At 63.3% G+C, this 26,310-nt stretch carries 20 protein-coding genes; 5 read left to right on the top strand and 15 right to left on the bottom strand.

The features are described 5' to 3' along the window. Nucleotides 1-523 precede the first annotated feature (523 nt). Nucleotides 524-1,228 carry a GntR family transcriptional regulator gene (locus ACQY72_RS03970; RefSeq protein WP_428155920.1) on the top strand — a complete coding sequence of 235 codons (705 nt, stop codon included), beginning with the start codon at nucleotides 524-526 and terminating at the stop codon, nucleotides 1,226-1,228. Nucleotides 1,229-1,408: 180 nt separating this feature from the next. On the opposite strand, the gene ACQY72_RS03965 is transcribed toward ACQY72_RS03970, so the two are convergent. Continuing rightward, nucleotides 1,409-3,952, bottom strand: a complete 2,544-nt coding sequence (locus ACQY72_RS03965) for a TonB-dependent receptor (protein WP_428155919.1) — start codon at nucleotides 3,950-3,952, stop codon at nucleotides 1,409-1,411. 301 nt (nucleotides 3,953-4,253) lie between these two features. Here ACQY72_RS03965 and ACQY72_RS03960 point away from each other — a divergent pair, with 301 nt between their 5' ends. Beyond that, a complete protein-coding gene (locus tag ACQY72_RS03960) occupies nucleotides 4,254-4,673 on the top strand; it encodes a DoxX family protein (RefSeq protein ID WP_428155917.1) in 420 nt (139 codons plus the stop codon). Nucleotides 4,674-4,893: 220 nt separating this feature from the next. Here the strand turns inward: ACQY72_RS03960 and ACQY72_RS03955 are convergent, their stop codons facing one another. Next, the gene (locus ACQY72_RS03955; protein ID WP_428155915.1) at nucleotides 4,894-6,009 is read right to left on the bottom strand and encodes a GlxA family transcriptional regulator; all 1,116 of its coding nucleotides are present in this window, start codon (nucleotides 6,007-6,009) and stop codon (nucleotides 4,894-4,896) included. Between ACQY72_RS03955 and ACQY72_RS03950 the strand changes: the two genes are divergently transcribed. Next, a complete protein-coding gene (locus ACQY72_RS03950; protein ID WP_428155914.1) occupies nucleotides 5,962-6,522 on the top strand; it encodes a cysteine hydrolase family protein in 561 nt (186 codons plus the stop codon). The genes ACQY72_RS03955 and ACQY72_RS03950 overlap by 48 nt on opposite strands. Then, nucleotides 6,519-7,415 (top strand): MBL fold metallo-hydrolase, encoded by an 897-nt coding sequence (locus ACQY72_RS03945; RefSeq protein WP_428155913.1) that lies wholly within the window; start codon nucleotides 6,519-6,521, stop codon nucleotides 7,413-7,415. Before ACQY72_RS03950 ends, ACQY72_RS03945 begins: the two co-directional genes overlap by 4 nt. A 73-nt stretch (nucleotides 7,416-7,488) precedes the next feature. Here the strand turns inward: ACQY72_RS03945 and ACQY72_RS03940 are convergent, their stop codons facing one another. The 5 genes from ACQY72_RS03940 to ACQY72_RS03920 form a co-directional block, all read right to left on the bottom strand. Further along, nucleotides 7,489-8,100 carry an STN domain-containing protein gene (locus tag ACQY72_RS03940; protein ID WP_428155911.1) on the bottom strand — a complete coding sequence of 204 codons (612 nt, stop codon included), beginning with the start codon at nucleotides 8,098-8,100 and terminating at the stop codon, nucleotides 7,489-7,491. A gap of 223 nt (nucleotides 8,101-8,323) precedes the next feature. Then, nucleotides 8,324-9,325, bottom strand: a complete 1,002-nt coding sequence (gene cydB / locus ACQY72_RS03935) for a cytochrome d ubiquinol oxidase subunit II (protein WP_428155909.1) — start codon at nucleotides 9,323-9,325, stop codon at nucleotides 8,324-8,326. Beyond that, the gene (locus tag ACQY72_RS03930) at nucleotides 9,315-10,742 is read right to left on the bottom strand and encodes a cytochrome ubiquinol oxidase subunit I (RefSeq protein ID WP_428155907.1); all 1,428 of its coding nucleotides are present in this window, start codon (nucleotides 10,740-10,742) and stop codon (nucleotides 9,315-9,317) included. The genes cydB and ACQY72_RS03930 overlap by 11 nt, the downstream gene beginning before the upstream one ends. A gap of 332 nt (nucleotides 10,743-11,074) precedes the next feature. Further along, on the bottom strand, nucleotides 11,075-11,695 hold the full coding sequence (locus ACQY72_RS03925) for an SCO family protein (protein ID WP_428155905.1): 621 nt from the start codon (nucleotides 11,693-11,695) through the stop codon (nucleotides 11,075-11,077). 123 nt (nucleotides 11,696-11,818) lie between these two features. Continuing rightward, nucleotides 11,819-12,676: an SDR family oxidoreductase gene (locus ACQY72_RS03920; protein ID WP_428155904.1), complete on the bottom strand. Its 858-nt coding sequence runs from the start codon at nucleotides 12,674-12,676 to the stop codon at nucleotides 11,819-11,821. Between the two features lie 84 nt (nucleotides 12,677-12,760). Between ACQY72_RS03920 and ACQY72_RS03915 the strand changes: the two genes are divergently transcribed. Next, entirely contained in the window at nucleotides 12,761-13,135 is a 375-nt protein-coding gene (locus ACQY72_RS03915) for a winged helix-turn-helix transcriptional regulator (protein WP_428155902.1), read from the top strand. A gap of 26 nt (nucleotides 13,136-13,161) precedes the next feature. Here the strand turns inward: ACQY72_RS03915 and ACQY72_RS03910 are convergent, their stop codons facing one another. The 8 genes from ACQY72_RS03910 to ACQY72_RS03875 form a co-directional block, all read right to left on the bottom strand. Continuing rightward, nucleotides 13,162-14,229 carry a PLP-dependent cysteine synthase family protein gene (locus ACQY72_RS03910; protein WP_428155901.1) on the bottom strand — a complete coding sequence of 356 codons (1,068 nt, stop codon included), beginning with the start codon at nucleotides 14,227-14,229 and terminating at the stop codon, nucleotides 13,162-13,164. 41 nt (nucleotides 14,230-14,270) lie between these two features. After that, a complete protein-coding gene (locus ACQY72_RS03905) occupies nucleotides 14,271-15,239 on the bottom strand; it encodes a FecR family protein (RefSeq protein ID WP_428155899.1) in 969 nt (322 codons plus the stop codon). Further along, nucleotides 15,236-15,862, bottom strand: a complete 627-nt coding sequence (locus ACQY72_RS03900; RefSeq protein WP_428155897.1) for an RNA polymerase sigma factor — start codon at nucleotides 15,860-15,862, stop codon at nucleotides 15,236-15,238. The genes ACQY72_RS03905 and ACQY72_RS03900 overlap by 4 nt, the downstream gene beginning before the upstream one ends. 84 nt (nucleotides 15,863-15,946) lie before the next feature. Continuing rightward, nucleotides 15,947-19,078 carry a TonB-dependent receptor gene (locus tag ACQY72_RS03895; protein ID WP_428155895.1) on the bottom strand — a complete coding sequence of 1,044 codons (3,132 nt, stop codon included), beginning with the start codon at nucleotides 19,076-19,078 and terminating at the stop codon, nucleotides 15,947-15,949. Between the two features lie 145 nt (nucleotides 19,079-19,223). Next, nucleotides 19,224-22,031 carry a M16 family metallopeptidase gene (locus ACQY72_RS03890; protein WP_428155893.1) on the bottom strand — a complete coding sequence of 936 codons (2,808 nt, stop codon included), beginning with the start codon at nucleotides 22,029-22,031 and terminating at the stop codon, nucleotides 19,224-19,226. Between the two features lie 142 nt (nucleotides 22,032-22,173). Further along, nucleotides 22,174-24,999: a M16 family metallopeptidase gene (locus ACQY72_RS03885; RefSeq protein WP_428155892.1), complete on the bottom strand. Its 2,826-nt coding sequence runs from the start codon at nucleotides 24,997-24,999 to the stop codon at nucleotides 22,174-22,176. Beyond that, nucleotides 24,996-25,391 carry an STN domain-containing protein gene (locus ACQY72_RS03880; protein ID WP_428155890.1) on the bottom strand — a complete coding sequence of 132 codons (396 nt, stop codon included), beginning with the start codon at nucleotides 25,389-25,391 and terminating at the stop codon, nucleotides 24,996-24,998. Before ACQY72_RS03880 ends, ACQY72_RS03885 begins: the two co-directional genes overlap by 4 nt. A gap of 131 nt (nucleotides 25,392-25,522) precedes the next feature. Continuing rightward, nucleotides 25,523-26,293: an acid phosphatase gene (locus ACQY72_RS03875; protein WP_428155889.1), complete on the bottom strand. Its 771-nt coding sequence runs from the start codon at nucleotides 26,291-26,293 to the stop codon at nucleotides 25,523-25,525. Between the last annotated feature and the right edge of the window lie 17 nt (nucleotides 26,294-26,310).

The raw sequence follows: 26,310 nt of genomic DNA, 5'->3' as shown, positions 1-26,310 counted from the left end.
TTTGGCATGTAAGGCCCAAGGGGCCTCACTCCTGAGAGAGTGGTGTGGCTTTCATAGAGATTGACTCTCCAAAATATCGAAAAATCCGTCCGCTGCAATTTGGGCCGTTCCGTCGGGGGCATGATGCGTTACCAATCTCCAACTATTTGCTGAGGCTGGCGACATGTTCACGGCGGGCCAACCGTTTCAGGATCCAAAATCCTGACCTCGGGCTCAAAGCTGCTCTTTGTGCAGAATGGCGTTGGTTCGTGGTCTGATGTCGGATGCAGAGCGGGCGGTCTTCGAGCCGTTCGTGGTACAGGGCGGGCCGTGGTCGAGCGTGACGACAATCATCATCGGCGGGTGCTAGTCCCGTGTTCAGGAACGCTCGCACTGACACGGGCCGGCGCGAGTTGCGCAGTCACTTCGGCAAGCGGCGCCCGGTTCCGCCCTCGTCGTCAAACTTCTGGCGCTCGCTACCTGTTCTCACTTCATTTCACTGTCAATACTGGTCACTACGCGCCCATCGGTATATGATTTTAAGATGAAGACGGAACCGAGCGGATTGCGATCACACAGCCTTGTGGGGGGCACGCTGGCGAACGATGTGCTTCATCGGTTGCGTGAGGACATCATCAGTTGCCTGCTCAAGCCCGGCGAACGGCTGCGCTTCGAGCCGTTGCGTGAAATCTATGGCGTGAGTTTTTCGACTTTGCGCGAAGCCTTGTCCCGGCTCGCTTCGGAGAAGCTCGTTATAGCCGAAGGTCAGCGAGGATTTGTTGTTGCTCCGATATCGGTCGCGGATCTTCTAGATCTTACCAACGCCCGCGTTCTGCTTGAGAGGGAATGCGTGCGTCTGTCCATGCTGCAAGGTGGGCCGGAGTGGAAGGGTTTGATTCTTGCCGCCTATCATCGGTTGGACAGGGTTGATGCAACACTTGGCGATGCGCACCGCGTCACCTCGGATTGGGATCGTGTACATTTCGATTTCCATGAGATGCTGGTGGGCGCGGCAGGATCTCCGATCTTGAATGAAATGCGCCATGCGCTCTTCGAGAAGGCCCGGCGTTATCGCCGGCTATCGGCTTTGGTGCGAAAGTCGCCGGGCGTGAAGCGGGCTGAGCATCGCAGTTTGATGGAGGCCGTATTGTCCGAAGATGTCGCGGCGGCGCAGGATATGGTTGAGCGTCACATCCGCGAAGTCGCGCAGAATGTCATCGACAACGGACTGGAACTGATCGCCGCCTAATCACAAGGAGGGGTGTGGTCGCCTGGACGCAGGCGTGGTGTGGAACGCCCGCCCTTTGGCGTGAGCGGTAGCGCGATCATCCCATCGATCTCGATCCGACTTGCGACCACCCAAGGTCTCTCTCTTTCTGGTCTGAAACGGCGAGCACTGGACAGTTGCGTCCAGTGCTCGCCTGCTCGATCAGAAATCGATGCCCAAGCTGACGAACCATTCGCGTGGTCGGCTGTAGGTTCCGTAGATTAGGCCCGCACCCAAGTTGGCGAGCCCGTTGGCGACGTAGCGTTCGTCGGTCAGATTGGTCACTCCGCCAGTGAGGCGCCAGGCATCGGTAGGATCCCGGTAGCTCACGTTGGCGTTCACGATGGTGATCGCGGGCCTCTCCAGAGCCAGGGTCCGCTCAGTGTCGTTCCACATCTGGGATGTGTAGGTGATGTCCGCCACGGCGATCAGCGATCCGCCATTTCCAAGCGCGACTTCATAGCGAGGCGAGAAGTTGACCTTCAGTTCGGGCGACCGCGGCAGCGGCGCGCCGACAAATGTGCCGGCCTGCCATGGATTTGCGAGGATCTGAGCGGCTGGCGTCACCGACGTGAATTCGGTGTCCAGATAACCCGCAGAGGCCGTGAAGCTGAGGCCGCCGTCGAGGACGGCGGTTATGTCCGCCTCTATGCCCCGAATGTCCGCCTCGCCTGCGTTACGGATCGTTGGGCTGGTGCCCTGGAAGAACGTCAACTGGATCCCGGTGTAGTCGGTTTGGAAAGCCGCGACGTTCAGTTGAAGCCGACGATCGAACAGTGAAGTCTTGATCCCGGCCTCAAGGGTGGTCGCTTCCTCCTCGTCGAACTGGGGTGCGATTGCGGATGGACTCGAAAGGCGGATCGTCCACCCGCCAGATTTGTAGCCTTTTGACCAGGAAGCATAGGCCATAACGTCCTCGCTGGCGTGAAGCTGAACGCCGAGTTTAGGCGAGAAATTGTCAAACGAGCGGCTCTGCACGCCGGGGGGATACAGGCGCAAAGGATCACTGGGATCAGGATTGCCCACCACGGACCGGCAGGTGACGAAGTTCAGGCAGTTGAAGAGTTTGTAGGAGAGACCATTCGCGTCTCGCTGGCCCGCCTCAAGTTCTTTGTCCTCTCGTGTGAAACGGGCGCCAACGGTAACGCCCAAGAGCTGATTGATCCGCCAGTCAGCCTGCCCAAAAGCCGCGTATGCTGTTGTGTCGATGTCCGCCGGTGCATCCGACTGGAACATCCCGTGACCCACGGTGGCGATGTTTCCCTCGCTGCCGGATTCATGGAAATAATACAGACCGACCGCATAGTTCACCGCTTCGTCAAGTGCGGTTCCGATCAGCTGGAGCTCCTGACTGAACTGGGTTTGCTCCTGGGTGAAGGACGGCTCCAAGAAGGGGAGTGGGGAGTTGTCTAGATCGGTTCCCGTCGCCCAATCGAGCGATCTATATGCGGTGATCGATTTCACCGAAGCGAAGTCGTTCAGATCGTAGTCGAGGGTGAGAGCGGCGCCGTAACTTGTGATGCGAGAGAAGCTGTTGCCCGTCGCATAGCTCTTGTCGGGATCGGTGGTGACGAAGCGCGTGTCAAACGGCAGGCGATCATTCGTGGGGTCGGCATCGACGTTGACGCTTCCCACTCCGGGCTGCCTCTGGAGAGGATTGAGTGTTGTTCCGCGTTGGCCACAGATGTTCTGTGCATTTCGCGCCGAGATTTGATCCGGGGTGGCGCCGATGCAGAAGTTGTACAACCCGACGAAGTTGAAGCCCGTTCGACCGGTGGGATCAAGCGCAGTGCCCGGGATGTTCGTCGTTCCCCCAAAGTTGCCTGCACGCGAAACCACGCCCAGCACGGCATTGGGGAGGGCTGACTGATCAATGTGTTGATAGTCGCCGGACAAGGTGACGCTAAGCTTGTCGCTAGGTCGCCACAGCAGCTTTCCGCGCAGGGTCCACTCGTCTTCTCCCCCTTCGAGATCGGCGCTGTCGTAGTCGATCTGATTGAAGGCGTTTGTCGGGTCGGTGACGTAGGGAGTCGCCGAGGGAAAAGGAACCCGTTCCACATAGCCGTCGCGGTTCTTCAGCGATAGCGTGATAAGCGACGTCAGGTTGTCGGTAATGGGCGCGTCAACAGAAGCCTGAAAATCCAGTCTGTTAAAGCTGCCGGTCGTCGTCTGACTCGTGACAGCGAAGACGTCGCCAGGCGTTCTGGTCACAACGGAGATGGCCCCGCCGATCGTGTTGCGACCAAAAAGCGTCCCTTGAGGGCCTTTGAGAATCTCGACGCGTTCCACGTCCGGCAGGGTCACATTGGCTCCTACCGTGCGCGCCAGATAGACACCATCGACGTATACCCCCACGCCAGGGTCGAGGTTGATGGCGAAGTCGTTTCGGCCGATCCCTCGAATGAAGGCTGCCAGCGATGCGCTCGACCCTGAAAACGGTGCGCCAGCATCCAGAGATACGTTGGGAGCGGCGTTGGAGAGCGCAGAAACCTCGCTGATGCCGCGCTCTTCCAAGACTTCACTGCTGAAGGCCGAGATCGAGATTGGAACTTCCTGAAGGCTTTGGGACCTCTTCTGCGCCGTGACCATGATGTCTTCAACCTGCGCCGTTTCCTGATCCGGTACTGCGGGCGCTGCTGACTGAGCGAACGCGTGGCCGGCGGCCAGACTGATGAACGAAACTCCGCACGCCAACAAATGTCTCATCGTAACCTCCCGTTTTTATAGTTGCGAAAGTGATGGCATGACCTGCGAACGCGATCAATCCGATTTACGAAAATGCTGGGATAGGTGCTTTTACGCCGCTCTGCCGTGCGGCGCGAGGACCTCTATCTGCCGGGTATCCCTTTGAGCCCAAGGGCGGAGGCTGCAGATAAGGTCGCCAGCGTCGGAACGAGAGACCGAAGCTGCGAGTCAAATTTCGAAAAAATTGACTCTCAAATGGACTGTCTCTAGCGTCGCCTGGATCAACCATCTTCTAGATGATCGAGCCACAAAGGACTGAGTGATGAACATCAGCACCGACCGCTGGACGCCATGGCTTTTAAGCTTGCTTCGGATCATTGCTGCATTGTTGTTTTGGGAGCATGGTCTGATGAAGCTGTTTCACTTCCCTGCTGCGCAGCCCCAGGCGCCTGATCCATTGTCTTTGATGCTTTTGGTCGCTGCGGTCATGGAAACTGTCCTGGGTTTTCTTCTGGTGATAGGCCTGTTTACTCGCGCGTCGGCTTTTATGTGCTCGGGTTTGATGGCTTTCGCCTACTTCATCGCGCACGCGCCACGCAGTTTTTGGCCAGCGTTAAACGGCGGAGATGATGCGGTTCTGTTCTGTTTCATCTTTCTGTTCCTCGCCGCAGCCGGCGGCGGGATTCTGAGCGTCGATAGCGTTTTGGCTAAGCGCCGTGGCTCGATGACAAATTTCAGGTGAGGTCAGCTCAACATCGCTGGAGTAGACCTGAGGGGATTAGAATAAGGGGGAGACGCAGGCGGCTCTGCACAGAGGCTCGTCAGTCCTGGGCGGTGTGGACAAAGTGCCTGATGCACAGGGTTGCGACCCGTAAACGGGATTCTCGTCTCGGTAGTAGAAAAACCTCCACCGATAGAAGGCGACATCACCGAGTTTACCACCGCGCTAGGTCATCGGCAGCTCAACCCGCGTCCTGATTAGAGCCGTCTTTCTGGAGATGGCTTGCGAAGCGCTTTCGGTATTCCGTGGCGGATAGGCCGACGATGGTCTGGAAGACCTTTCGGAAAGCGCTGGGGTCGGCGTAGCCGACATCCCAACCGATGCGTTCTGTCTTCAGATTGGTGTTGCGAAGCAGATCCTGAGCGCGGGAAATCCTCAGGCGTTGCCGATAGGCCGTCGCGGTGAGGCCGGTCGCCTTTGTGAAGCGTCTCAGAAAGGTGCGTTGTTCCAGGCCCGCTGCGGACGCCAGTTCGGCCAGGCTGATCTCCTCCTTCATGCGTTCGGCCAGAACGACCTGCGCCTGACGTATGGCGTCGTCGCCGTGATCGAGGGCGGGCGCAAAACTGCTGTAATAGCTCTGCCGCCGCCCCGGCGGGTCCAGCAGGAAGCTGCGAGCGACCTCGCTCATGACGGCGCGGCCGCGGTAACGCTCGATCAGGGTGAGGGCGAGATCGGTCCAGGACATCACGCCGCCGGCCGTCACTACGTCGCCCTCATCGATGATGAGCCGGTCCGCATCGATCTGCGCGTGCGGAAACGCCTTTTGAAACCGCGCTTCGTAAGTCCAATGGGTGGTGACGGTATGGCCGTCCAGCAGGCCGGCGGCGCCCAGGACGAAGGCGCCGGTGCAGACGGACGCCATCACGCAGCCCTGACGGTGAAGTGTCTGGAGCCATCGTATCGTGGCAGGGTCAGGCGCGGGTGGTCCCTGGAGCGAGGGCGGCATGATGCAGACGGTCGGGACGGGGCTTGCAGTCCCCGTCGAAAAGACCTGAGCCACCTGCATCCCGGATGGCGTCTTTCGCCAATGGCTGACGACCAGGGGCGGCTCGGCAAGGTTCAGCATCGTCGCGGTGTTGGTGGCGGCGAGCAGGTCGGTCATGCCGAGGACGGCCGCGAGCTGTGCCTCCGGGTAGGTAAGAATGGCGATGTGCGTCATGTCGTTTTCGACCCGTCTTATGACGATCCCGCCACTGAACGTGGCGGATCGAGGGGTGTATAAGTCACGCACACTCAGAGGAACATTCCCATGGCCAACCGTGCTCTCATCGTCGTCGACCTGCAGCAGGAATATCAATCGCAAGGCAAGTTGCCGCTGTCGGGTCTCGAAGACGCCGTCGCCAATGCCCGTCGTCTTCTGGACGCGGCGCGCACCAATGGCGGCCTGATCATCCATATCCGTCACGAAACGCCGGGCGGCTCTGCCGATGTGCCGTTCGCTCCGGGAACGCCTGCGGTCGACATCATCGCCGAAGCGGCGCCTCAGGGCGAAGAGGCGGTGCTGATCAAACATTATCCCAACTCGTTCCGGGACACCGAGCTGAAGCGTCGCCTCGACGACGCCGGAATCACCGAGGTCGTCATCGTCGGCGCCATGAGCCACATGTGTATCGACGCCACGGCCCGCGCCGCGTTCGATTTCGGTTATGGGGTGACGGTCGCGCATGATGCCTGCGCCACCATGGGGTTGTCGTTCGACGGTCGCGATGTGCCGGCCGAACAGGTGCATGCCGCCTTCATGGCCGCGCTCGCCTTCGCCTATGGCCGCGTCGTCTCGACGTCGGAAGTTCTGGAAGGGGCTTCGAAATGAGTTCGGCTGGCTTCGGTATGGGGTTGTCGCGCCGAGGAATGCTGGGCGTGGGCGCGGGTGTCGCGGCGGTTCTTGCCGCCCCCGGCGCCGTGTCCAACGCGTTGGCTCAGTCGCAACCGGCCGGCGATCGCATGCTTCAGGTCCGCAATGCGACCGTTCAGATCAACTATGCGGGCGTTCGGTTCCTGATCGATCCGATGCTGGCGGATCAGGGCGCCTATCCGGGGTTCCCAGGGTCCGCGATGAGCCATCTGCGCAATCCGCTCGTGCCCTTGCCGGTGCCGGCGTCGGCCTTGATGGATGTGGACGCGGTGATCGTGACCCATACCCATCTGGATCACTGGGACGAGGCGGCTCAGCGCGCCCTGCCCAAGGCGATGCCGATCTTTGCGCAGAACCAAACCGACGCCGAGACGATCCGAGGCCAGGGCTTTACGGAGGTGCGCGTCCTGGACGCGTCAAACCAGTTCAGGGGCGTGTCCCTTGCACGAACGGGCGGCCATCACGGCCGAGACGAGATCCTGAAGGCCATTCCGATACTGGATCCTGTCTGTGGCGTGGTGCTGAGCAAGCCGGGCCACAAGACCGTCTATCTGGCCGGCGACACCGTCTGGAACGATGAGGTCTCTGGGGCGATCACCCAGCATCGACCTGACGTCATCATCCTGAATGCCGGCTATGCGCAGATCATCGATCTGGGACCGATCCTGATGGGGCCGCAGGAAATCCTCACGGTGAGCAAGGCTGCGCCTCAGGCGAGACTGATCGCGACCCATATGGAGGCGGTGAACCACTGTATCCTCAGCCGCGCCGATCTGAAGGTCTTCGCCGAACGGGAAGGCTTCGCCTCGAAGCTGGATATCCCCGGCGACGGCGAGTGGGTGGCGCTGTAATCGCGCTGGCGATCTGAGGCCCAGCTATAGACGCATCACCGGGCGGAGCCTCGCTCCGCCCGGTGTTTTTGGGTCAACGCGCAGGGAGAACTTCGAGGCCCTGGCGGATCGCCTGGGACTGGAGACCTGTACCAGCCAGCATGGCCTGCAGCCCTTCAGACGGGGTGTAGGTGTCGTTGATCGCGCGCGAGCGCAGGCCATCCACCTGGAACGACCGCGAGATCGGGCACTTGGTCGCTTCTGACAGCGCGTTCAGCGCCGCTTCGAGCGGCATGGACGGGATGCGGAGCATGATGGAATCGTTCTGGCAGTCGAATTGGATCGGTTCCGGCGTCGGCGCCGGCGCCGGTCTCGTCCGCGCCAGACGCTCGACCGACAGACCTTGTCGGACGGAGCGCGTTCTCAGACCCCGCTGATCGACGAGCGCGGTCAGAGCCGCGCTCGGCGTATAGGTTCCGCGCACGGCGTTGCTGGTGAGGCCCCGAGCCCCGGCCGTCCCGGAAATCGGGCAGTGCGTCTGACGCGACAGCTCGCGAAGCGCGGCCGGCATGGGCTGGGCGCGAATATTGATCTGAAGGGACTCGTTGACGCACGGACGGGGGGCGGATTGAGCCATCGCTGGCGTTTGCCACGCCGCCCCGGATGTAATGCCGACAACGATCGCTAGACCGGCCAAGACGCGCATATTGATACCCTAATCGATGATGAGGCGTGGGAAGTTTCCCCGCCGCATCAAGGTCTAGAGTCGAACTGCATCAACACCGTGACCGCGACGGTATGTCGCGGCTTTAATTAGCCTGTTGCGAGCTTGAGCACGCTTCGAAGGATATAGGCCGCGACCCCGAGAACGCAGACCCCGAAGATCCACAGGCCCAGGAACCACAGCGTCTGGCGAAAGGGGGCGCGCATCAGTGATAGCCTTCGTCGCCGACCTTGCCGCGAAACACCCAGTAGGCATAGGCGGTGTAGGCCAGAATGATGGGGATGAGGATCAGGGCGCCGACCAGCATGAACGACTGGCTGGCGGCAGGGGCCGCCGCATCCCACAGGGTGATCTGGTCCGGCACGGCGTAGGGATAAATGCTGACGCCCAGGCCCGCAAAGGTGACGGCGAACAGACCCAGAGAGATCAGGAAGGGCCAGACTTCGCGTCGTTTGCTCATGGCCAGGAAAAAGCCCGCCGCCAGCACCAGCACCATCAACGGAACCTGGGCGGTCAGCAGCACGCCTGGCCAGTCGAACCAGCGTTTGGCGTATTCTCCATCCAGGAAGGGTGTCGCCAGGCTGACGGCCCCGATCATGATCAGCGTCGCCGGACCCAGTTTCCAGGCCTGACTGCGCGCGTGGTCCTGCAGCTTTCCTTCCGTCTTCATGTTCAGCCAGGTGGCGCCGAGCAAGGCGTAGCCCGTCACGACGGCGCAGCCCGTCAGAAGGCTGAACGGACTGAGCCAGTCCCACCAGCCGCCGCCATAGGCGCGGCCCGAGACCTCGACCCCTTGCAGGATCGCGCCCAGAACCACGCCTTGCGAAAAGGCGGCCATGAGCGAACCGCCGAAGAAGGCGATGTCCCAGATGGGTTTGGCCCGCACCGTGCGCCAGCGATACTCGAAGGCGACGCCCCGAAACACCAGACCCAGCAGCATGGCGATGATCGGCGTATACACCGCCGGCATCAGGACGGCATAGGCCAGCGGAAAGGCCGCGAAGAGACCGCCCCCGCCCAGGATCAACCAGGTCTCGTTGCCGTCCCACACCGGCGCGATGGAGTTCATCGCCCGATCGCGCTGCTCGCCGGCCTTCAGGGTCGGAAACAGGATGCCGACCCCGAGATCGAACCCGTCCATGACGATATAGGCGAAGATCGCAAAGGCCAGAAGCGCGGCCCAGACGAGGGTCAGATCAACGCTCATGGTCGCTCTCCTCGATCGTCGGGATGGGCCGGTCCATATCGATGCCCGGCGCGGGGGTGATCCCGGCGGTGCGGATGGGCGTCTCGGCCACGCCCGGCTCTCCGCGATGGGGCGCATGGCTCATCAGGCGCAGGATGTAGAAGACGCCGGCGCCGAACACCGCGAAATAGACGACCGCAAACGCGGCCAGCGATGTGGCGACGGCAGGGGCGGCGAGCGGCGCCGCACTGTCGGCCGTTCGCAGCAGGCCATAGACGGTCCAGGGCTGACGCCCGACTTCGGTGGTGACCCAGCCGCTCAGAACGGCGACGAAGCCCATCGGCCCCATGACAAGGGCGAAACGGTACAGCCAAGGGGCGTCATACAGCCTCTTGCGCACACGGGCGTACAGGCCCCAGACGCCCAGCAGCAGCATGGCCATGCCCAGGCCGACCATGATGCGGAAGGACCAGAAGACGATCTCGACCGGCGGCCAGTCGGCGCGATCGATGGTGTCCAGCCCCGCCAGCGGCGCGTTGAGATCATGCTTCAGGATCAGGGACGACAGCTTGGGAATCTCGACCGCGCCGTGAACGGTCGCCGCCCCGCGATCAGGAATGCCGAAGAGGATCAGGGGCGCGCCCTGCGGGTGGCTTTCGAAATGGCCCTCCATGGCCATCACCTTGACGGGCTGATGCTCCAGCGTGTTCAGCCCGTGCATGTCGCCTATGACGATCTGCACCGGGGCGGCGACCAGGATCATTCCCATGGCCATGGCGAACATCTTGCGCGCGCCCTTGTTGGTCCGGTCCTTCAGCAGGTGCCAGGCCCCGACCGCGCCGACCACCAGGCCGGTCGTCAGATAGGCGGCCATCAGCATGTGTGCGAGGCGGTAGGGGAAGGAGGGGTTGAAGACGATCTTGAACCAGTCGACCGGAATGAACTGGCCCACATCGTTGATGGCGTGGCCCTGCGGCGTCTGCATCCAGCTGTTGACCGACAGGATCCAGAAGGCCGAGGCGAAGGTGCCGATCGCCACCATCAGGGTCGCCATGAAGTGCAGCTTCTTGCCGACCCGCTTCAGCCCGAACAGCATGACGCCCAGAAATCCGGCTTCGAGGAAGAAGGCGCTCAGCACCTCATAGGCCATCAAGGGGCCGATGACCGGGCCGGCCTTGTCCGAGAACACCGACCAGTTGGTGCCGAACTGATAGGACATCACCAGGCCCGACACGACGCCCATGCCGAAGGCGATGGCGAAAATCTTGAGCCAGTAGTTGAACAGGTTGAGATACAGATCCCGCCCCGTCTTCAGCCAAAGCGCCTCAAGCACCGCCAGATAGCTGGCGAGGCCGATGGAGAAGGCGGGAAAGACGATGTGGAAGGCGATGGTGAACGCAAACTGCATGCGCGCCAGAAGAAGAGCGTCTACGTCCAACAGAAAAATCCTAGCTGAAATGCGCTGATGAACAGGGCGCGTCGTGTCGAAGCGACGTCATCAGTTCATCGGACGGATGAAGGCAGCATCGAGCTGCTGACGACATTTGTCTGGTCGGGGCTGGGATCTCAATTGGGCGATCGGTCCTTGGACGATCTGTCCTTGGGCGGAATGTCCCAGGGCGTTGCTCGGGCGTTGGGCAGAGCGCTTAGGCCTGGCCCATGCAGGCGCGCATCGTCACGGACGAGAAAAACCGCCGAAGATCGCATCAACGCACAGTCGCGGCGAGGGACGGCGCGGCCGTCATCGTCCCTGGGTCTGCGACAAGCGGATCAGCCCTTGGCGAGGGCGTCCTGGATGAGCTGGACCGACTTGTCCGGACCCAGGCCATAGGTCAGGGCCGTTCTGAACTTGCCGTCCGGCCCCATCAGGTAGACGGTCAGCGAGTGGTCCATAGTGTAGCTGTCGCCGCTGCCCACCTTGGCATAGTAGGCGCGATAAGCCTTGGCCGCCTGGGCGGTCTGTTCCGCCGTTCCCGAAAGACCGATCGTCCCCTTGGGGAAGCCGTCTGACGACAGATAATCCTTCAGGGCCTGAGGCGTGTCCCGTTCGGGGTCGATGCTGACGAAGATGATCTGGAAACGGTCGGCGTCCTTACCCAGGCGCTGCTGAACGACCGCCAGCTCGGCCAGGGTCGTCGGGCAGAACTCGGGGCAGAAGGTGAAGCCGAAGAACACCAGCGACCATTTGCCGTTCAGCATCGTCTGATCGACCGGCTGACCGTTCTGGTTCACCAGGTTGAAGTCGCCGCCGATCAGAGGCGTTCCTGCGGCGCTCGTTTCACCGGACGCCGACGAGGAGCGTCCAGCCAGAATGACCCCTGTCGCGATCGCGATCACAAGAGCGATGGCGATAACGCCGCCTGCAAATAGAACGAGAGAGGGGCGGGCCATGGATGCAGCTCCAGCTTTAAAGCGACGTCGCTGCGATCATGGGCGCGACACGGATTGGAGGATCGACAGCCTGTCGAGGTCTGCCTCGGGCAGTCTTCGACAGGCATGCCGGAGAGTGTTGGATCAGGCCTGCATGGCGTTCAGCCATTGCTGCACGCTCATGGGATGGAGCCCCAGCACTTCCTGGGCGCTGGTTTCCTGGCGGATCACATTGTCGGGCGCATAGGCGAGCGCCTTGTAGAGGCCCACGACACTGGCGGTCGCCGGGCCGATCATGGGTTCGATAAGGTCGCCGAACGCCTCTGGCAGCAGCGCCTCATAACGGATGTCGCGGCCGAACTGCTGCGAGAAACCCTCGGCGAGATCCGCGCCCACCAATCCCGGCTGATGCCCGATCCCGACGACGCCGGAGACGGTAGGATCGACCAGCAACTTGTGCGCCGCCTCGGCGACGTCAAGGTGCGAGCTCCACGACACCGCATAGTCTGCGGCCACGGGATAGCGCAGCACGCCCTCGCTTTGGGCCGGGCCGAAGACCATCGGAAGAAGCAGGTTTTCCAGATAGAGACGCGGGGCGACCACGGCATGCGAGACGCCGCTGTCCTGAACGCCGCGGATCAACACCATGATGGCGCTGTCGTCCGACGATTGCAGCGCCGATCCCGGCTGATCGACGATCGCGCCGTTGGTGGAGATGATTATGCGTTTGGGCTTTGCCGTCTCGATGGCCTGAACGATGTTCCTGGCGTGCTGAAGACGGCCCGCCTCGGAGGTCTGGGGCAGGTGGATGAACACCCCGTCCGCGCCGCGATAGGCCGAAATCAGCGAGTCGACAGAGTCATTGTCGATGGAGACCGCCGTGTCGTCCGGGAACTTGGCGACATCGCGAACAGCGGCGACGGCGTCCAGGCCGGCGCGACGCAGGCTTGCGTAAAGGGGGCCGCCTTGCGCACCGGTCGCGCCATGGATGATGAAGGGCATCGGTTCTTCCTGAGTGGTGAAACAGAACACGCTGGTGCTATAGGTGCACCGGTTACGTCAAATGCACCAATGGACGAATTGTCTATGCCTGCTGAAATCCCTTCGCCTCAGTGTTCCTCGCCCGACTGCGGGGTGGAGCGCTTCCTTCTTTTGCTCGACGGTCCCTGGGCGACGCTGATCGTTCGCGAACTGCTGGCTGGCCCGCTTCGCTTCTCGGTGCTGCGGTCCAAGCTGAAGGGGATCAGCGCCCACACGCTGACGAACCGGCTGCGGAAGTTCGAAACCAACGGGCTGGTGACGCGGACGGTGTTTGCGGAAATTCCGCCCCGCGTCGTTTATGAGCTGACACCGTTTGGAGCGTCTTTGAAGCCGCTTCTCTGCGCCATGAACGACTGGGGAATGGCCGTGCCGAAAGACGTTCTCGACCGCTCGGTTCGACGCGAGCCCGTCGACGCCTGATCCCTGTCCAACGTCAACGTTGCGGCTCAGGTCATTACGCCGTGTTCGAAGAACGCCTCCATCCGGGCTTCCCAGGGTGCGATGTCGATGGCGTGGGCGGTCAACCAGTCGTCGTTGTAATAGGTCGTGCCGTAGCGCTCTCCGTGATCGCAGAGGATGGACACGATCGACCCGCTTTCCGCCCGCGCCGCCATCTCGCTGGCCAGAACGGCGCAAACCCAAAGGTTCGTCCCTGTCGAGCCGCCGACGAGGCGACCAAGGCGGCGGCTGAGGGTGCGCGCCGCCGCGATCGAGGCGACGTCAGGCACCGCGATCGTGCGGTCGATGACCTGGGGAATGAAGGACGGTTCGACGCTGGCGCGGCCGATCCCCTCGATGAGCGAGGGCGTTCCCTGCACGGTCCTGATTTTGCGATCGGACCAGTGGCGATGGAAGACGGACGCCTCTGGATCCGCAAGACATAGACGGGTGTCGTGGCGATGGTAGCGGGCGAAACGACCGATGGTGGCCGACGTGCCGCCTGTGCCGGCGCCGCAGACGATCCATTGCGGGATTGGGCAGGGCTCATCCGACATCTGGGCGAAGATCGACTCGGCGATATTGTTGTTGCCGCGCCAGTCGGTCACACGCTCCGCATAGGTGAACTGGTCCATGAAATGCCCGCCGATATCGTCCGCGAGGCGCAAGCTCTCTTCGTAGGCGTCCTCGGCGCGTTCCACGTAATGGCAGCGCCCACCGTAGAACTGGATCGCCTCGGCCTTTTCGGAGGCGATCGCGCGAGGCACGACGGCGACGAACGGCAGGTTCAGCATGCGCGCGAAATAGGCTTCGGACACGGCGGTGGAGCCGCTTGAGGCCTCGATCACCGGCATGCCTTCTCTGAGCCAACCGCTACACAGAGCATACAGGAACAGGGAACGGGCGAGACGGTGTTTCAGGCTTCCCGTCGGATGGCTGGATTCATCCTTCAGATAGAGCTGGATGTTTTCGAAGGCGGGCAGGTCCACGGGGATCAGGTGCGTGTCGGCGGAACGGTTGTAGTCCGCTTCGATCTTGCGGATCGCGCGTGCGGTCCAATCCTGAGTGACGGGCATCGATGGAGTGCGGCTGTTTTTTACGGTCACGGCGTTAGGCCCTACTCGGGCCGCGTCAGAAGAATGCGATTGCCTTCGACGCTGATGGTGGCGTCGAGCGTCACGGCCGCCGTCTGGGCGAAGCCGGACGCATCGTCGAGACGAAACACCCCATACAGCCGCTCCTGCGCCAAGGCCGGATCGGTCACCACGATGGGGGTGGCGTTGTAGCGGTTGAACTCGTCGACGGCGGCCTGCAGGGTTTCGCCCTGGAGGTCCAGTCGGCCGCTTCTCCAGGCCAGCTTTCGTTCTATCGTGGGCGCCGGCATCTCGGGCTCCAGGCGGATCAGGGCCGTGTTCGCGGCATAGATCGCAGAGCCGGCCGTGATGAAGACGGCGTTTGCGCGTGAATCGCCCACCCAGACCTGAACCACGCCCTCGGTCACCATCACATCCGCGCCCGCTTCGCGACGCCTCACCGAGAAGGCCGTGCCGACCGCTTCCACATGGACATCGCCTGCCGAGACGACGAAGGGACGGGTCTTGTCCTTGGCGACCTGGAACCAGGCCTCGCCGGAGTCCACGACGACGGTGCGGCGCGCATCCGAGTATTCGACCTTGATCTGGCTGGCCGTATTGACCGCCATGGTCGATCGGTCAGCTAGCGGCACCCGACGGATTTCGCCCACTTCGGTGACGTAGACCTGTCCCTGATCAAGCAGAATGAACAGGCTCGCAGCGCCGGCGCAGGCCGCGATGGCGCCGCCTGCGCCCGCCCACAGCGTCCGGCGCGTCAGCGTGGGTCGCCCTGCGCCACGCTTTTGGTCCGTCTGGTGTTGAGGCTGTCCGAGATCGTCCAGCATGCCCCATGAGGCTTCGGCCATCAGCAGGGCGCCGGCGCGTCGGGGGTCTTGCGACGCCCAGACCTTCAGCTCCTGCTCGACCTGCGGCGTGCGGCCTTCGCGGTCGATCCGCATGACCCAGCGGGCCGCATCCTCGCCGATCTGATCGGCAGTTTCGCGCACGTTCACGGTCGACCTCCGTCAAAATGAGGCGATCTGGTCGCCATTGCCCGAACCAGCAAGGCCAATCCCTTCACTGCGTCATTCTCGACGACGCTTTCTGTCACGTTCAGTCGCTGTGCGATCTCTCTTTGGGAGAGGCCTTCGATCTTGCGCATCTTGAAGATCTCGCGGCAGCGCGGCGGCAGGGTCTCTATGAGTGCGAGCACCTGCGCCAGTTCGTTTCTGTCGGAGGTGATCCGTTCCGGGTTCAGATCGTCGGCATGGCCGGGCAGGTCGCCGATTTCACCGACGGCGTCGATGCGCACGACCTTGGAGCGTCGGATATGGTCGATCAACAGGTTGCGGACGATCTGGAAGAAGTAACCGCCGGGGCGGGCGACCGCTTCGAGCGCGGTGAGACTGGCCAGCTTGGCGTAGGCCTCCTGAATGAGGTCGTCTATGTCCTCGGGTGTGCGGCCGCGTTGCCGTAACCACGCCCGCACCGCCGGCTCGTGGGGCATGACTTCCCTTGCCACCCAGCCAGCGAGGCGGTTGCGGGACGTCTCAGTCGTCGGCGCTTGCCGGTTCACACCAACCAAATCTCCCGGTCCCAACAGGGATGACGCCCCATTCTTATCCGACGTGGCCATGACAGCGCCACCTGTCTTTCCGCAGGCCGGTCGCCCGGCCCATCGGACCGAACGGCCGGAGGAGGGCGTCGCCAGCCCCGATCATCAGAAGCTCTTCACGAGCGTTAGGTAATAGTTCGCCAGGCGAGGATCGCCGAACGTGCTGTAGATCCGCGAGGGAGAGACACTGTCGACCGGCGGTCGCGTGTTCAGGACATTGTTGACGCCAGCGCGGAATGTGACGCCATTTCCAAAAATGTAGGAGCCCGAAATGTCGTGATAGATCTGGCTGCCGATCGTAGCCGAGCCCTGGTTCAGCGATACGCTGCGGTCTGCATTGACGAAGTAGGAGTCGAAGTAACGCGCTTGCCAGGCGAGGCTGATCTTCTCACCGGTCCATTGCACACGCGCAGCTCCCTTCCATTTCATCGTTCCGAAACCGCCCCGCAAGCTCAGGAAGTCGTCGCTGATCACACCCGCGTAGTCGATCGTGGGGGCTTGCGGCACTTCCTGAAGCTCAAGTTTGCTGACGTAGGTCGCGCTGGCGTCGACGTTCAGATCGCCGCCGAACAAACTGCGCGTGTAGCTGGCGACGAAGTCAATCGACTCGCTCTCCGAACCCACCAGGTTTGCGATCGACGCATCGATGCTGGTGATGCGGCCGACCGAGAAGCCATCGGAGGGCGCATCGCGGGTGACACGTTCGGGGTAGCGCGCGATGAACGAGGCGAAAGCGTCCTGCCCGCCGGGGATGAAGTCGGGGAACAGGAGTTGGATGGGATCGAAATAGTTGTCGCGCTTGGTGATGCGCGTCCAGTCGGCCGAAAACCGTAGACCCGGAATAAATGCGGGCGTGAAGATCGCGCCGGCGGTCAGGGTTTTGGAGGTCTCGGGTTTGACGTCCGTGTTGCCCCCGCGGAATCCTGAAACGTAGAAGTTTCCTGGGAAGTCGGCGTCCTCGGTGCCGATCATCTCATTGCCGCGAAGAGGGTCCAGGGCCGTGGTGTAGAGACGCGCCTCCGGGATTCTGACCAGATCCGTCAGCTTGGGCGTCAGATAACCCGTCGCATAGGAGGCCCGCAGGGTGACACCGCCCACCGGACGCCAGCGAACACTGTAGCTGGGATCGGTGCTGGACTGTTCGGTCGTGGCCTCGACCACAGGCGCGGTGCAAAGCGAGGGCAGGTCCAGCGAGGGCAGGAAGCCCTCCGTAACGAAGCACTGGAAGGCGGGCGAGCCGGTCTCGCTGTAGCGCTCGTAACGCGCGGAAATGGTGAACAGCAGTTCCTGAACCAGCGGAAGCGTGCGGCCCTCGCCGAAGATCGGCAGGTTGATTTCGCCATAGACCGCGTCGACCTGCTGATGACCGCGGGGGGAATAGTTGACGACCGAGAAGTCCTGGGTGTTCTGGGCCGCATAATTCGCAGCCTGATCCTGGCTCGTGCGCTCGACCCTCAAGGTCACGGTGGGCTTGCCGCCGGGCAGCGACAGCGGCACCGGGCCGGCCAACTGCAGCGACGAGGTGGTGATGTCGTTGCGGTTTTGACCGTTGTTGAAGCTGTAGGGCACCGGCTGGTAGACGTAGTTGAACGCGGGCGGCAACCGCACGTCACGCAGAATGTCCTGGTCGCCGTTCTGGAACTGGGTCAGGCTGCTTTGATCGATGTTGGCGGGAGAGGGATCGCCGTCGGTCTCGTTGCGGCCGCGAGACAAGTCGAGCACGGCCTGCCAGTCACCCGGCAATTTCACGATAGCACCCAGGACGCCCCTATAGGTTTCGGCGATGGCCTTGTTGGACTCGTAGTTGGCGCCGATGAAGGGCACCGTGACCTGGATGTCTTGCGTGAACGGATTGTTCGGTGCGTCGGCCGCCAGGTTTATGTTCATGGGCACGGAGTTCGTTCGGGCGAGGCTTTCCGAACGGGTCCAGGCGGCTTCCGCATAGACCCGGAGCCACGAGGTGAACTCGCGTCGACCGGCGATGGAAGCCGCCATCTGGTCGATGCCATACAGCATCTCGCGATCACCGCCCCCAGGAGCGGCATTCTCGGCAAGCCCCAGAGAATAACCGTCGATGCCGGCCACCAGAGGAGCGACGCCGTCCATGGCCACGCCCCGGAAACCGGCTGGGACGAAGGTGCGGAAGGATCCCAGCGTTGCGCCGCCATAGATCGGGTCCAGCTGAAGCGGCGAGAAGTCCAGGGAACGAATATTCGGCGTCGTGCCCAGCGGGGCGGCGAAGCGATAGAAGTTGGGATTGTTCGCCAGACCCTGGCGGCGGCTGGCGACGACCAGGTCTTCGCGGTCCCGATAGAAGAGGGGATCGGCCTGGGTCCAGTTGCCCGTGAAGGTCAGGTTTGTGCGGCCGTCTTCAAGCGACAGTCCGCCTGTGGCGTCGAACCGTTTGCCGGCCCGGCCGCCCTTGAAGGTGTCGCTGTAGGTCGTGGACACCTCGGCCCCGCGATAGTCGCGACGAAGAATGATGTTGATCACCCCGCCGGTGGCGCCGTTGCCGTAGATGCCGGACGCCGAGGAGGCGAGGACTTCGATCCGTTCAATGCCGGCCAGGGGGATGCCGACGATGCTGGTCTGGCCCAGGCTTCCGTCATCGCTGGTCGTGCCGGCCAACCGTCGCCCGTCCACCAGGATCAGGGTTTCGCGCGAGCCCAGGCCGCGCAGATTAATGCTGCTGGTGTTGCGTGAGAGCGAGCCTGCCTGATCCGAGGTCCCTGCAGAGGCGTTGACGCTCAACTGATTGCGCAAAAAGGTTTCAAGGTCGGGCGCGCCGGAGCGACGGATGGTTTCGCCGTCGATGACGACGAACGGCTGGCTGTCGTCGGCGCTGCGTCGAATGCCGGTGTTCAGTGTCCAGTTTCGCGTGCCTTGCACGATGATGTCCGGCAGGGCGCCCGCCTCGACATATTCGCGATCGACGATCGAAAAGCTGTTCGGGGCGGTTTTGCGCCAGTCGAGTGGGGTGCCTTCCAGCAGAAGCGTCAAGGCGTGCTCGACGGGAAAATCCCCGGACACGGCGCGGGTGGTGATGCCGCGCGCGTCATCCGCGCTGATCAGAACCTGCGTGTCGGCCTGGCCGGCGAAAATGCCGATCCCGATCTGGGCGGGAGCGGCAGGCACCGAAAAGGTGCGAGTCTGCGCGACCGCGATGGCCGGAGCCGCCGACATCGAGGTCAGAACGGCTGCCGCCAGATAGGCGTGAATGGAACCCCTGCACCGCATGATTTGCCCCCAAATCCCTCAGGACATGCTTGTCCTGTGAAGATCGACGAAGGGTTTGTGGGCTTCCTTACAAAAATATGTCGTGAAAACTTAAAATATGAAATGCGGGGTGTGACTGCACCCCGCATTTCACGCTGGCGTTCTCCTAGTCGGCGTCAGACCGCACGACCTGGATAGGCAGATTCAGATCCTGAAGCTGTGGCAGGACCTTCTCTGCATCGCCAACGACGACCCAGACGAACTTGTCCGGATTGACGACGGTTCGGATGGCGGACTGCGCGTCGTCGAGACGAAGGGCGCCGAGCGCAGCCAGTTGATCCGAGAAGTAGCTGTCGGGACGCTGGTAGATCGCATTCGAGCGCAGAGCGTCCAGAATGGATTTCGATGTCGCCAACTCGGCCGGCATCGAACGCATCCGGCTTTCGACCGAAAGCGTCAGCTCCGCCTGGGTCATCGGCTGGTCGCCGATGTAGCTCGCCACGATCTGTCGAATGGTCTGGATCGTTGCGCCGGTCTTGTCGGACTGGACGGGGGCGGCGACCGTATAGTTCGCCGCATAGGCCTGAGCGCGGAAGCCGGCGCTGACGCCATAGGTCCAGCCTTTTCGCTCGCGCAGGTCGGTGTTCAGCCGGCCGAGAATGCCGCCGCCGAGACCGTCGTTGGCGACATCGACGGTGAGAATGTCGTCGATGTTGCGCAGGCCGGTGTACTGACCTGCAAGAATGACGGACTGGGCCGAGTCAGGACGATCGATCAGGACCAGTTGCGGGGCCGCTGACTGGGCCGGCCGGGTGAAGTCCTTCACACCTGCGGGGCCGGTCGGACGCCAGTCTCCGAAATTCTCTTCCAGAAGCGGCTGGACCACATCCAGCGGGGCGCTGCTGACCACGAAGATCCTGGCCTTGTCCGGCCGCAGCCAGGCGTGCTGGAAGGCGACCAGATCCTCGCGGCTCAGGGCGCGAACCGCTTCTTCGTCTCCCGCCCCATGATCGTTGACATAGGGCGAGGCGGCGTTGAGCAGTCCGATCAGGCGGCGGTCGCCAAGGGTTCGAGCATCGGTGGCTTCATCGGCGATGGCGGCCAACTGACTGGTGCGCTGAAGCTCGATCCGATCCGGAGCGAAGGCTGGATTCCTCGCCATGTCGGCCATAAGGTCGATCGCCGCCGACAGATTTCCGGTGGGAACCGACAGGGTGATGCTGGTCCTGTCTTTCGACGCGCCGCGACGGATGTCGCCCCCAAGACGTTCCAGTTCGTTGGCGAACTGGGTCTGGCTGCGTGTGAGCGTTCCTTTGTCCAGGAGATCCAGCAGCATGGTCTGCGCACCGATGCGGCCGGGCTGCTCCGCCGCCGAACCTGCGTCGAACTCCAGCGAGACATAGCTGATCGGGCTGGCGGCACGGTGGACGTATTCCACCCCAAGACCATTGCTCAGTGTCGGACGCGCGACCTGCGGGAAAGTCAGTGTCGGCGCATCGCCGACTGGAGGCATGGGACCTCGCGCGCTTTCGCGCGGCGGGGCGACGTCCTGAGGCGCCGCATTGGTCGAAGCCACGACATCGGCCGCCTCGGATTCGACGTAACCAACGCGAGGGCCGGGGGCGAGCGTCAGTGCATATACAGGCCGGCTCAGCCATTGCTTGGCGACGGCCTGAACGCTGGACGGCGTCTGCGCCGCCAGGCTGACCAGACGATCCTTGAAGTAGTCGGGGCCCTCGCTGAGGAAGCTGCCGTCCGCCAGGGCGTAGCCACGGTCGGACACCGCGTCGATGCCCGAAAGGCTGCCGGTCACGTCCAGGGTGACGTAGCGTTGGAGATCGTCCGCGGTCGGGGCTTTCGCGAGGAAGTCGGCGATCACGGCGTCGAGCCTCTGTCCGGCGGCGATGGGGTCGACGCCCTCAGCCAGTTCGCCGGCGACGATGAACATGCCGCCGCGATCGGAGAGGCTGGCGCTCGCCGATGCGCCCGTGAACAGCTTTTCGTCGCGAACCAGAATCTGTTGAAGCGGTGATGAGCCGAGCGCGCCGAGAAGGCCTGCCGCCGCTTCCAGAGCCACGCCTTGAGGGTCGTCCCGTCCGGGCACCGCCCAAGCTCGCACCAGTGTCGTCGCGGACACTCGATCGGTCATGGTTTCATTTTTGCGGGCGGGCAGGGTGGGGACTGTCACGGGAGGCGACACGACGCGCGGCCCCGATGGGATGTCGCCGAAATACTGGGTCATCAGTCGCCGCGCCGTGGCGACGTCGATGTCGCCCGCCAAGGTCACAGTGGCGTTGTTGGGGCCATAGTGCGCCTGGAACCAGCTTTTGACGTCATCCAGCGTCGCTGCATCCAGATCCGCCATCGAACCGATGACGCTGTGACCATAGGGGTGGTCGGCGGGATAAAGCCCCTCCGTCAGCTTGTATTCGACAAGTCCGGCCGGCTCGTTGTCCCCCTGACGCTTTTCGTTCTTCACGACGGCCCGCTGTTCATCGAGGCGCTGCTGGGTGATGGCGCCGAGCAGGTGACCCATGCGGTCGCTTTCCAGGAACAGAACGCGTTCGAGTGCAGGCGTCGGCACGGTCTCGTAATAGCTGGTCTTGTCCGGCTGGGTCATGCCGTTGTTCGCCGTGACGCCTGCGGCCTTCAAGGGCGTGAAGAAGTCGCCGGGGGCGTTCTCGCTCCCGCTGAACATCAGGTGTTCGAACAGATGGGCGAAGCCGCTCTTGCCTGCAGGTTCGTGACGGGCGCCCACGTCGTAGATCACGTGGAAGGACACCAGGGGCACGCTTCGATCCGTGTGGACGATGACCCGCAGACCGTTGTCCAGCGTGAAGCTTTCGTACGGAATGCTCACAGACTGAACCAGCGTCTGCACCGGGACGGCGTCCTGCATCGACGCCCAGGCCGGTTGGGATAGCCCGAGCGCGACAAGCGCCGTGCCCGCGAGTGCGATGCGTCTGAAAGTCATGGTCAAGAAGCTCCCCGAAATGAGCCCGTTCTGATGCTACGGCGATGCCGGCGTGCGGGCCTAGTTTCGACGAAGGTGAACAGGGTTTCCTTATCGAGCCGCCCCGTATCGCGACGGCCGAAGAGGCAGCCCTTTGCTGACTTCAGCGTTCTGCAACAGGCGCGGTCTCGGGCTGGTCATCGACGACATCGAATGCAAGCCCACGCTGTTCGAGCTGTGGTCCGATCAGGACCTTGTCGCCGACGATCACCCATATGAAGCGATCGGCGCGGATCGCGGTCGCGATCGCCGATCTCGCCTTATCGACGGTCATGTCCCGATACCGCGCAGCCAGGCCGCCCTGATAATCGTCCGGCCGTCCAAGTCGCCTGTTCTCCCGGATGGCGCCCAGGAAGGACTGTCCATCGTTGTAGGTGAGGGGCAGGGCGCGGACCTGATTGTTCACGGCGAGCCGGAACTCCTGATCGGTCAGGGGAGCGGTGGTCAGGAAGTCGGAGATATCGGTCTGGATGGCCGCAAGGGAGTCGGCGGCGCGATCCTGCTGGACGGGTGCGGAAACGACATAGCGGTCGCCGTCCGGGCGCGTCTCAACACGTCCCTGAACGCCGTAGCTCCACCCGCGCGTCTCCCTCAAGTCGGTGTTGAGGCGGCTGGAGAAACTGTCGCCCAGGGCGCTATTCGCGACAATGGCGGCCAGCCGCTGGTCGTCGTCGCGGAAGGCGATGTCCTGGCCGCCGAAGATCAGAGCCTGATCCGAGCCGGATTGATTGATGAGATAGATGCCCGGCGCCGCCGGCGCCGCCGGCGCCGAGGGTGACGACGATGACGGGACGCCCGCCTGTCCTTCGGCGCGCCATTGTCCGAAAGAACGCTCTAGCATCGGCAGAACCTCCGACAGAGGTTTGTCGCTGGCGACATACAGCGTCGCCTTGTCAGGCCGGATCCACGCATTGTGATAGGCGATGATAGCTTCACGCGACCAGTCGTTGTCCGAGGCCGGGGGCGGGGTGTCGGATCGCCCTTCGACCAGTTTGGAAATCGCGCCTTGCACATCTGCGCCTTCCTGGCGCGCCTCCTGCATGGCGTCGCGTCGCGCCTGTCGTTGGCGATCCAGGCTTTGGTCGGAGAACGACGGGGTCATCAGCGATTCCGCCATCAGGTCCAGAGAGGGCTGAAGATTCGGGCTCAGCGCCGACAGGCTGGCGAGCGTCTGACCACCCTGCGAGGTCACGTTGAAGGTCGCGCCCAGAGCGTCGCGCTCAAGCGACATCTCCGCTTCGCTGCGCTGTGCGGAGCCGTCGGTGAAAAGACCGACCAGAAGTGGAAGCAGGGAAGCCGAAGCGGCCCGACCTTCGGATTCGCCGATGTCGAACTGCACGTCCACCTGGGTCAGCGGCGTCTCGGAACCCTTCATGTAGATGACTTCGATGCCGTTGCTCAGGCGAGCCTGTTCGGCCGCAGGGAAGGCGAGGTCTTCGAAGTCGCCGAGCGGGGGCAGGTCGCCGCGGCTGACACGCGGCGCCGGTGTCTCGGCCGTAGAACTCGTCGCCGCACGAACGGGACCGACGACTTCGAAAGGCGCCGCCGCGCCTGGCAGTACGGTGAGCGCATAGGCGGGGAGGCCCAGCCATTTACGCGCGGCGGCCGTCACGCTGGCCGGTGTCTGGCCGGCCAGCCCGTCCAACTGCGACCGGTAGTTCGCCGGATCGCCCGTCGTGCGCATGGCGGCGGCCAGCAGACTGGCGCCGCTGGAATCCAACGTGCGGATTCGCTGGGACACAAGGTCGGTGACATATCTGTCGATGTCGTCCTGCGCCGCGCCGAGCGCCAGCATCTGGGCGATGGCGGCGTCGAGGCGTGCGCTGGCGACGGCCGGATCCACGCCTTCGCGGACAGAGCCTTCGATGACGATCAATCCGCCCCGATCGCCCAGATCGAAGCTTACGGTCAGGGTGCTGAAGATCGAATCCCCTTCAATCAACTGCTTCTTGAATTCACTCGTTGACGGCCGCGCCATGACGCCCAGGGCGACGTCGAGAGCGAGCGCTTGCGGGTCGTCGTTTCCTGGCGTGGCCCAGGCGCGAAACAGGCGCGGCGAGGCGATGCGATCCGTCATCGTTTCCTCGCGACGGCTGGACGGCTCAGGCACGGGGGCGGGTGGAGGCGTGCTTACGGGGCCGGCCGGGATCGCTCCGAAATAGCGTTCGACCAGTCGCCGCGCCGTGGGGCCGTCAATGTCTCCGGCAAGGGTCAGGATCGCATTGCCGGGCGCGTAGTGCGCCTTGAACCAGGTCCGAACGTCGTCGAGGCTGGCGTCGTTGAGATCCGACATCGATCCGAAGACGTTGTGCGCATAGGGATGCCCGGCCGGATAGACCGCTTCACGTACGTGGTCGCGCACCCTGGCCAGCGGCCGATCGTCGGCCTGCCGCTTTTCGTTCTGGACGACCCCTCTCTGCTCATCGAGCGTGGTCTGGCTGACGGCGCCGAGCAGATAGCCCATGCGGTCGCTTTCAAGGAACAGAGCCCGTTCCAGACCAGCCGTCGGAACCCGCTCGTAATAGGCGGTTCTGTCGGCGCTCGTAACGCCGTTCAAGTCTGCACCAAGCTCTTGGAACCAAAGGCTGTAGTCGCCGGGCGCATTCTCGCTGCCGTTGAACATGAGGTGTTCGAACAGGTGCGCAAAACCCGTCCTTTCGGGGGGCTCGGAGGTCGATCCGACCAGATAGTCGATCTGGATCGTCACCAGACTGGATCGGTGATCGGGCTGAACGATCACCCGCAGTCCGTTGCGAAGGGTGAAGGTCTCGTAGGGGATCGAAATCTCTCGCACGACATCCGCGATCGGCGTCGGCTTCACATCGACGGCGGAAGACGCATCGCTGCGGACCGCCGCAATCGCGGGCGACGTCAGGCTGGAACAGGCGAGGAGAAAGAGGAGCGCGCAGCCCCCGGAACGCATCGTCATCGTTGATCGCCTTTCGCCAGGATGGAAACTCGGCCGCGCTTTCCAAGAGGCGTTTGCAGCGTCGCAGAGGTGCGGCGTTGATCACGGGCGACCACGATCGAATAGGTTGATGGGCCGGTTCTTCGAGACTGAAGTCCGCTGCCTCTCAGCAGCACGCTCAATCCGGCATCCGCCGTGTAGTCGCCTTTCAGCGCGTTCGTGCGGCGCGCCCTGACGGTTTCGTGCGACATCAGGATTTGGACCGTCGACGCCTGGCGCGAGAAGGCGTTCAACCCGCCGATCGCGCTCTGGGCCGGGATGTTGAACCGCCAGGCCTCGCTGTCACGGGCGGCGCCGAGCAGGCAAACCGCCACGGCGGGAACCAGCGTGAGTGATCGCAACCAATGCACCATGTGCCCCGAACATGCGGCGACCCAAGAACATCGCGCATGAGTCCAACGAAGCGGCGACCCGTTTCCTTAGAAGGATGGCGGGTCTGCAACGCCCGGCCAATCTGATCGGTCGCTTTTTCGAGGGTGGCCGATCAGCGCGCTGCGGCGCGCGCCTCGGTCAGTTCGCGGGCGGCGATGGCGAAATCGGACTGGAAGGCCGGGTCGGCCTTGAGGCTGGCGAACAGGGCGGCGCCGACGATGCGGCCGGCCTCGACGTCGCTGGCGTAGTGGACGCCGCAGATCATTCGGCTTTCGCCGTAGGCCAGGCCGCGCGCGAGGATTTCGTCCGCGCGGTCGGGCGCCATCTCCGACAGGACCAGCGCCCAGGCCCAGCCCAGAGCGGAATGGCCCGAGGGGTAGGAGCCGCTTGCCGCCAGCCAGGGCTCGGGGGTGATGCAGGTCTCGGCGGGCTCCGTCACGAAGGGACGCGGACGGATGAAGCCGCGCTTGGCGGGGGTCTGGATGGTCTCCAGGTCGCCCAGCATTCGGCCCAGCAGGCGGGTCAGGACGGGCATGCGTTCCGGAGTGAAGCGGATGCCCAAGGCCTCGTCGAAGACGCGGGGGGCGCTGGGGGTCTCGATCTCGTTGTCGGCGCGGGCCTGGGCCCAGCGCGGGGTGTCCTTCAGCGCGCGCGTGGCGCGATAGACGGCGATGTCGTCCTGTTCGCGCAGCGAGCCCGCCTCGGGCGGCGGCGGAAGGAAGGCGGCGGCGTTTGGCGCGCCGTCCTTTGCCAGATAGCCGTGCGGATGGTCGCGGAAGCCGGTCCAGAAGGCGGGGGCTGGCGCGGGCGCGCCGGCGCAGCCGACGAGGGCGAACGCCAGGGCCGTCGCCGCCAGGCGACGCGCGTGAGGAAAGGGGCTCATTGGGAACTCTGGAACTG

It is taken from the genome of Brevundimonas sp., assembly GCF_965279155.1.
Classification (GTDB): domain Bacteria; phylum Pseudomonadota; class Alphaproteobacteria; order Caulobacterales; family Caulobacteraceae; genus Brevundimonas.
Note: the sequence above shows the minus strand (reverse complement) of the source record. Positions and strands in the feature narration are given on the sequence as shown.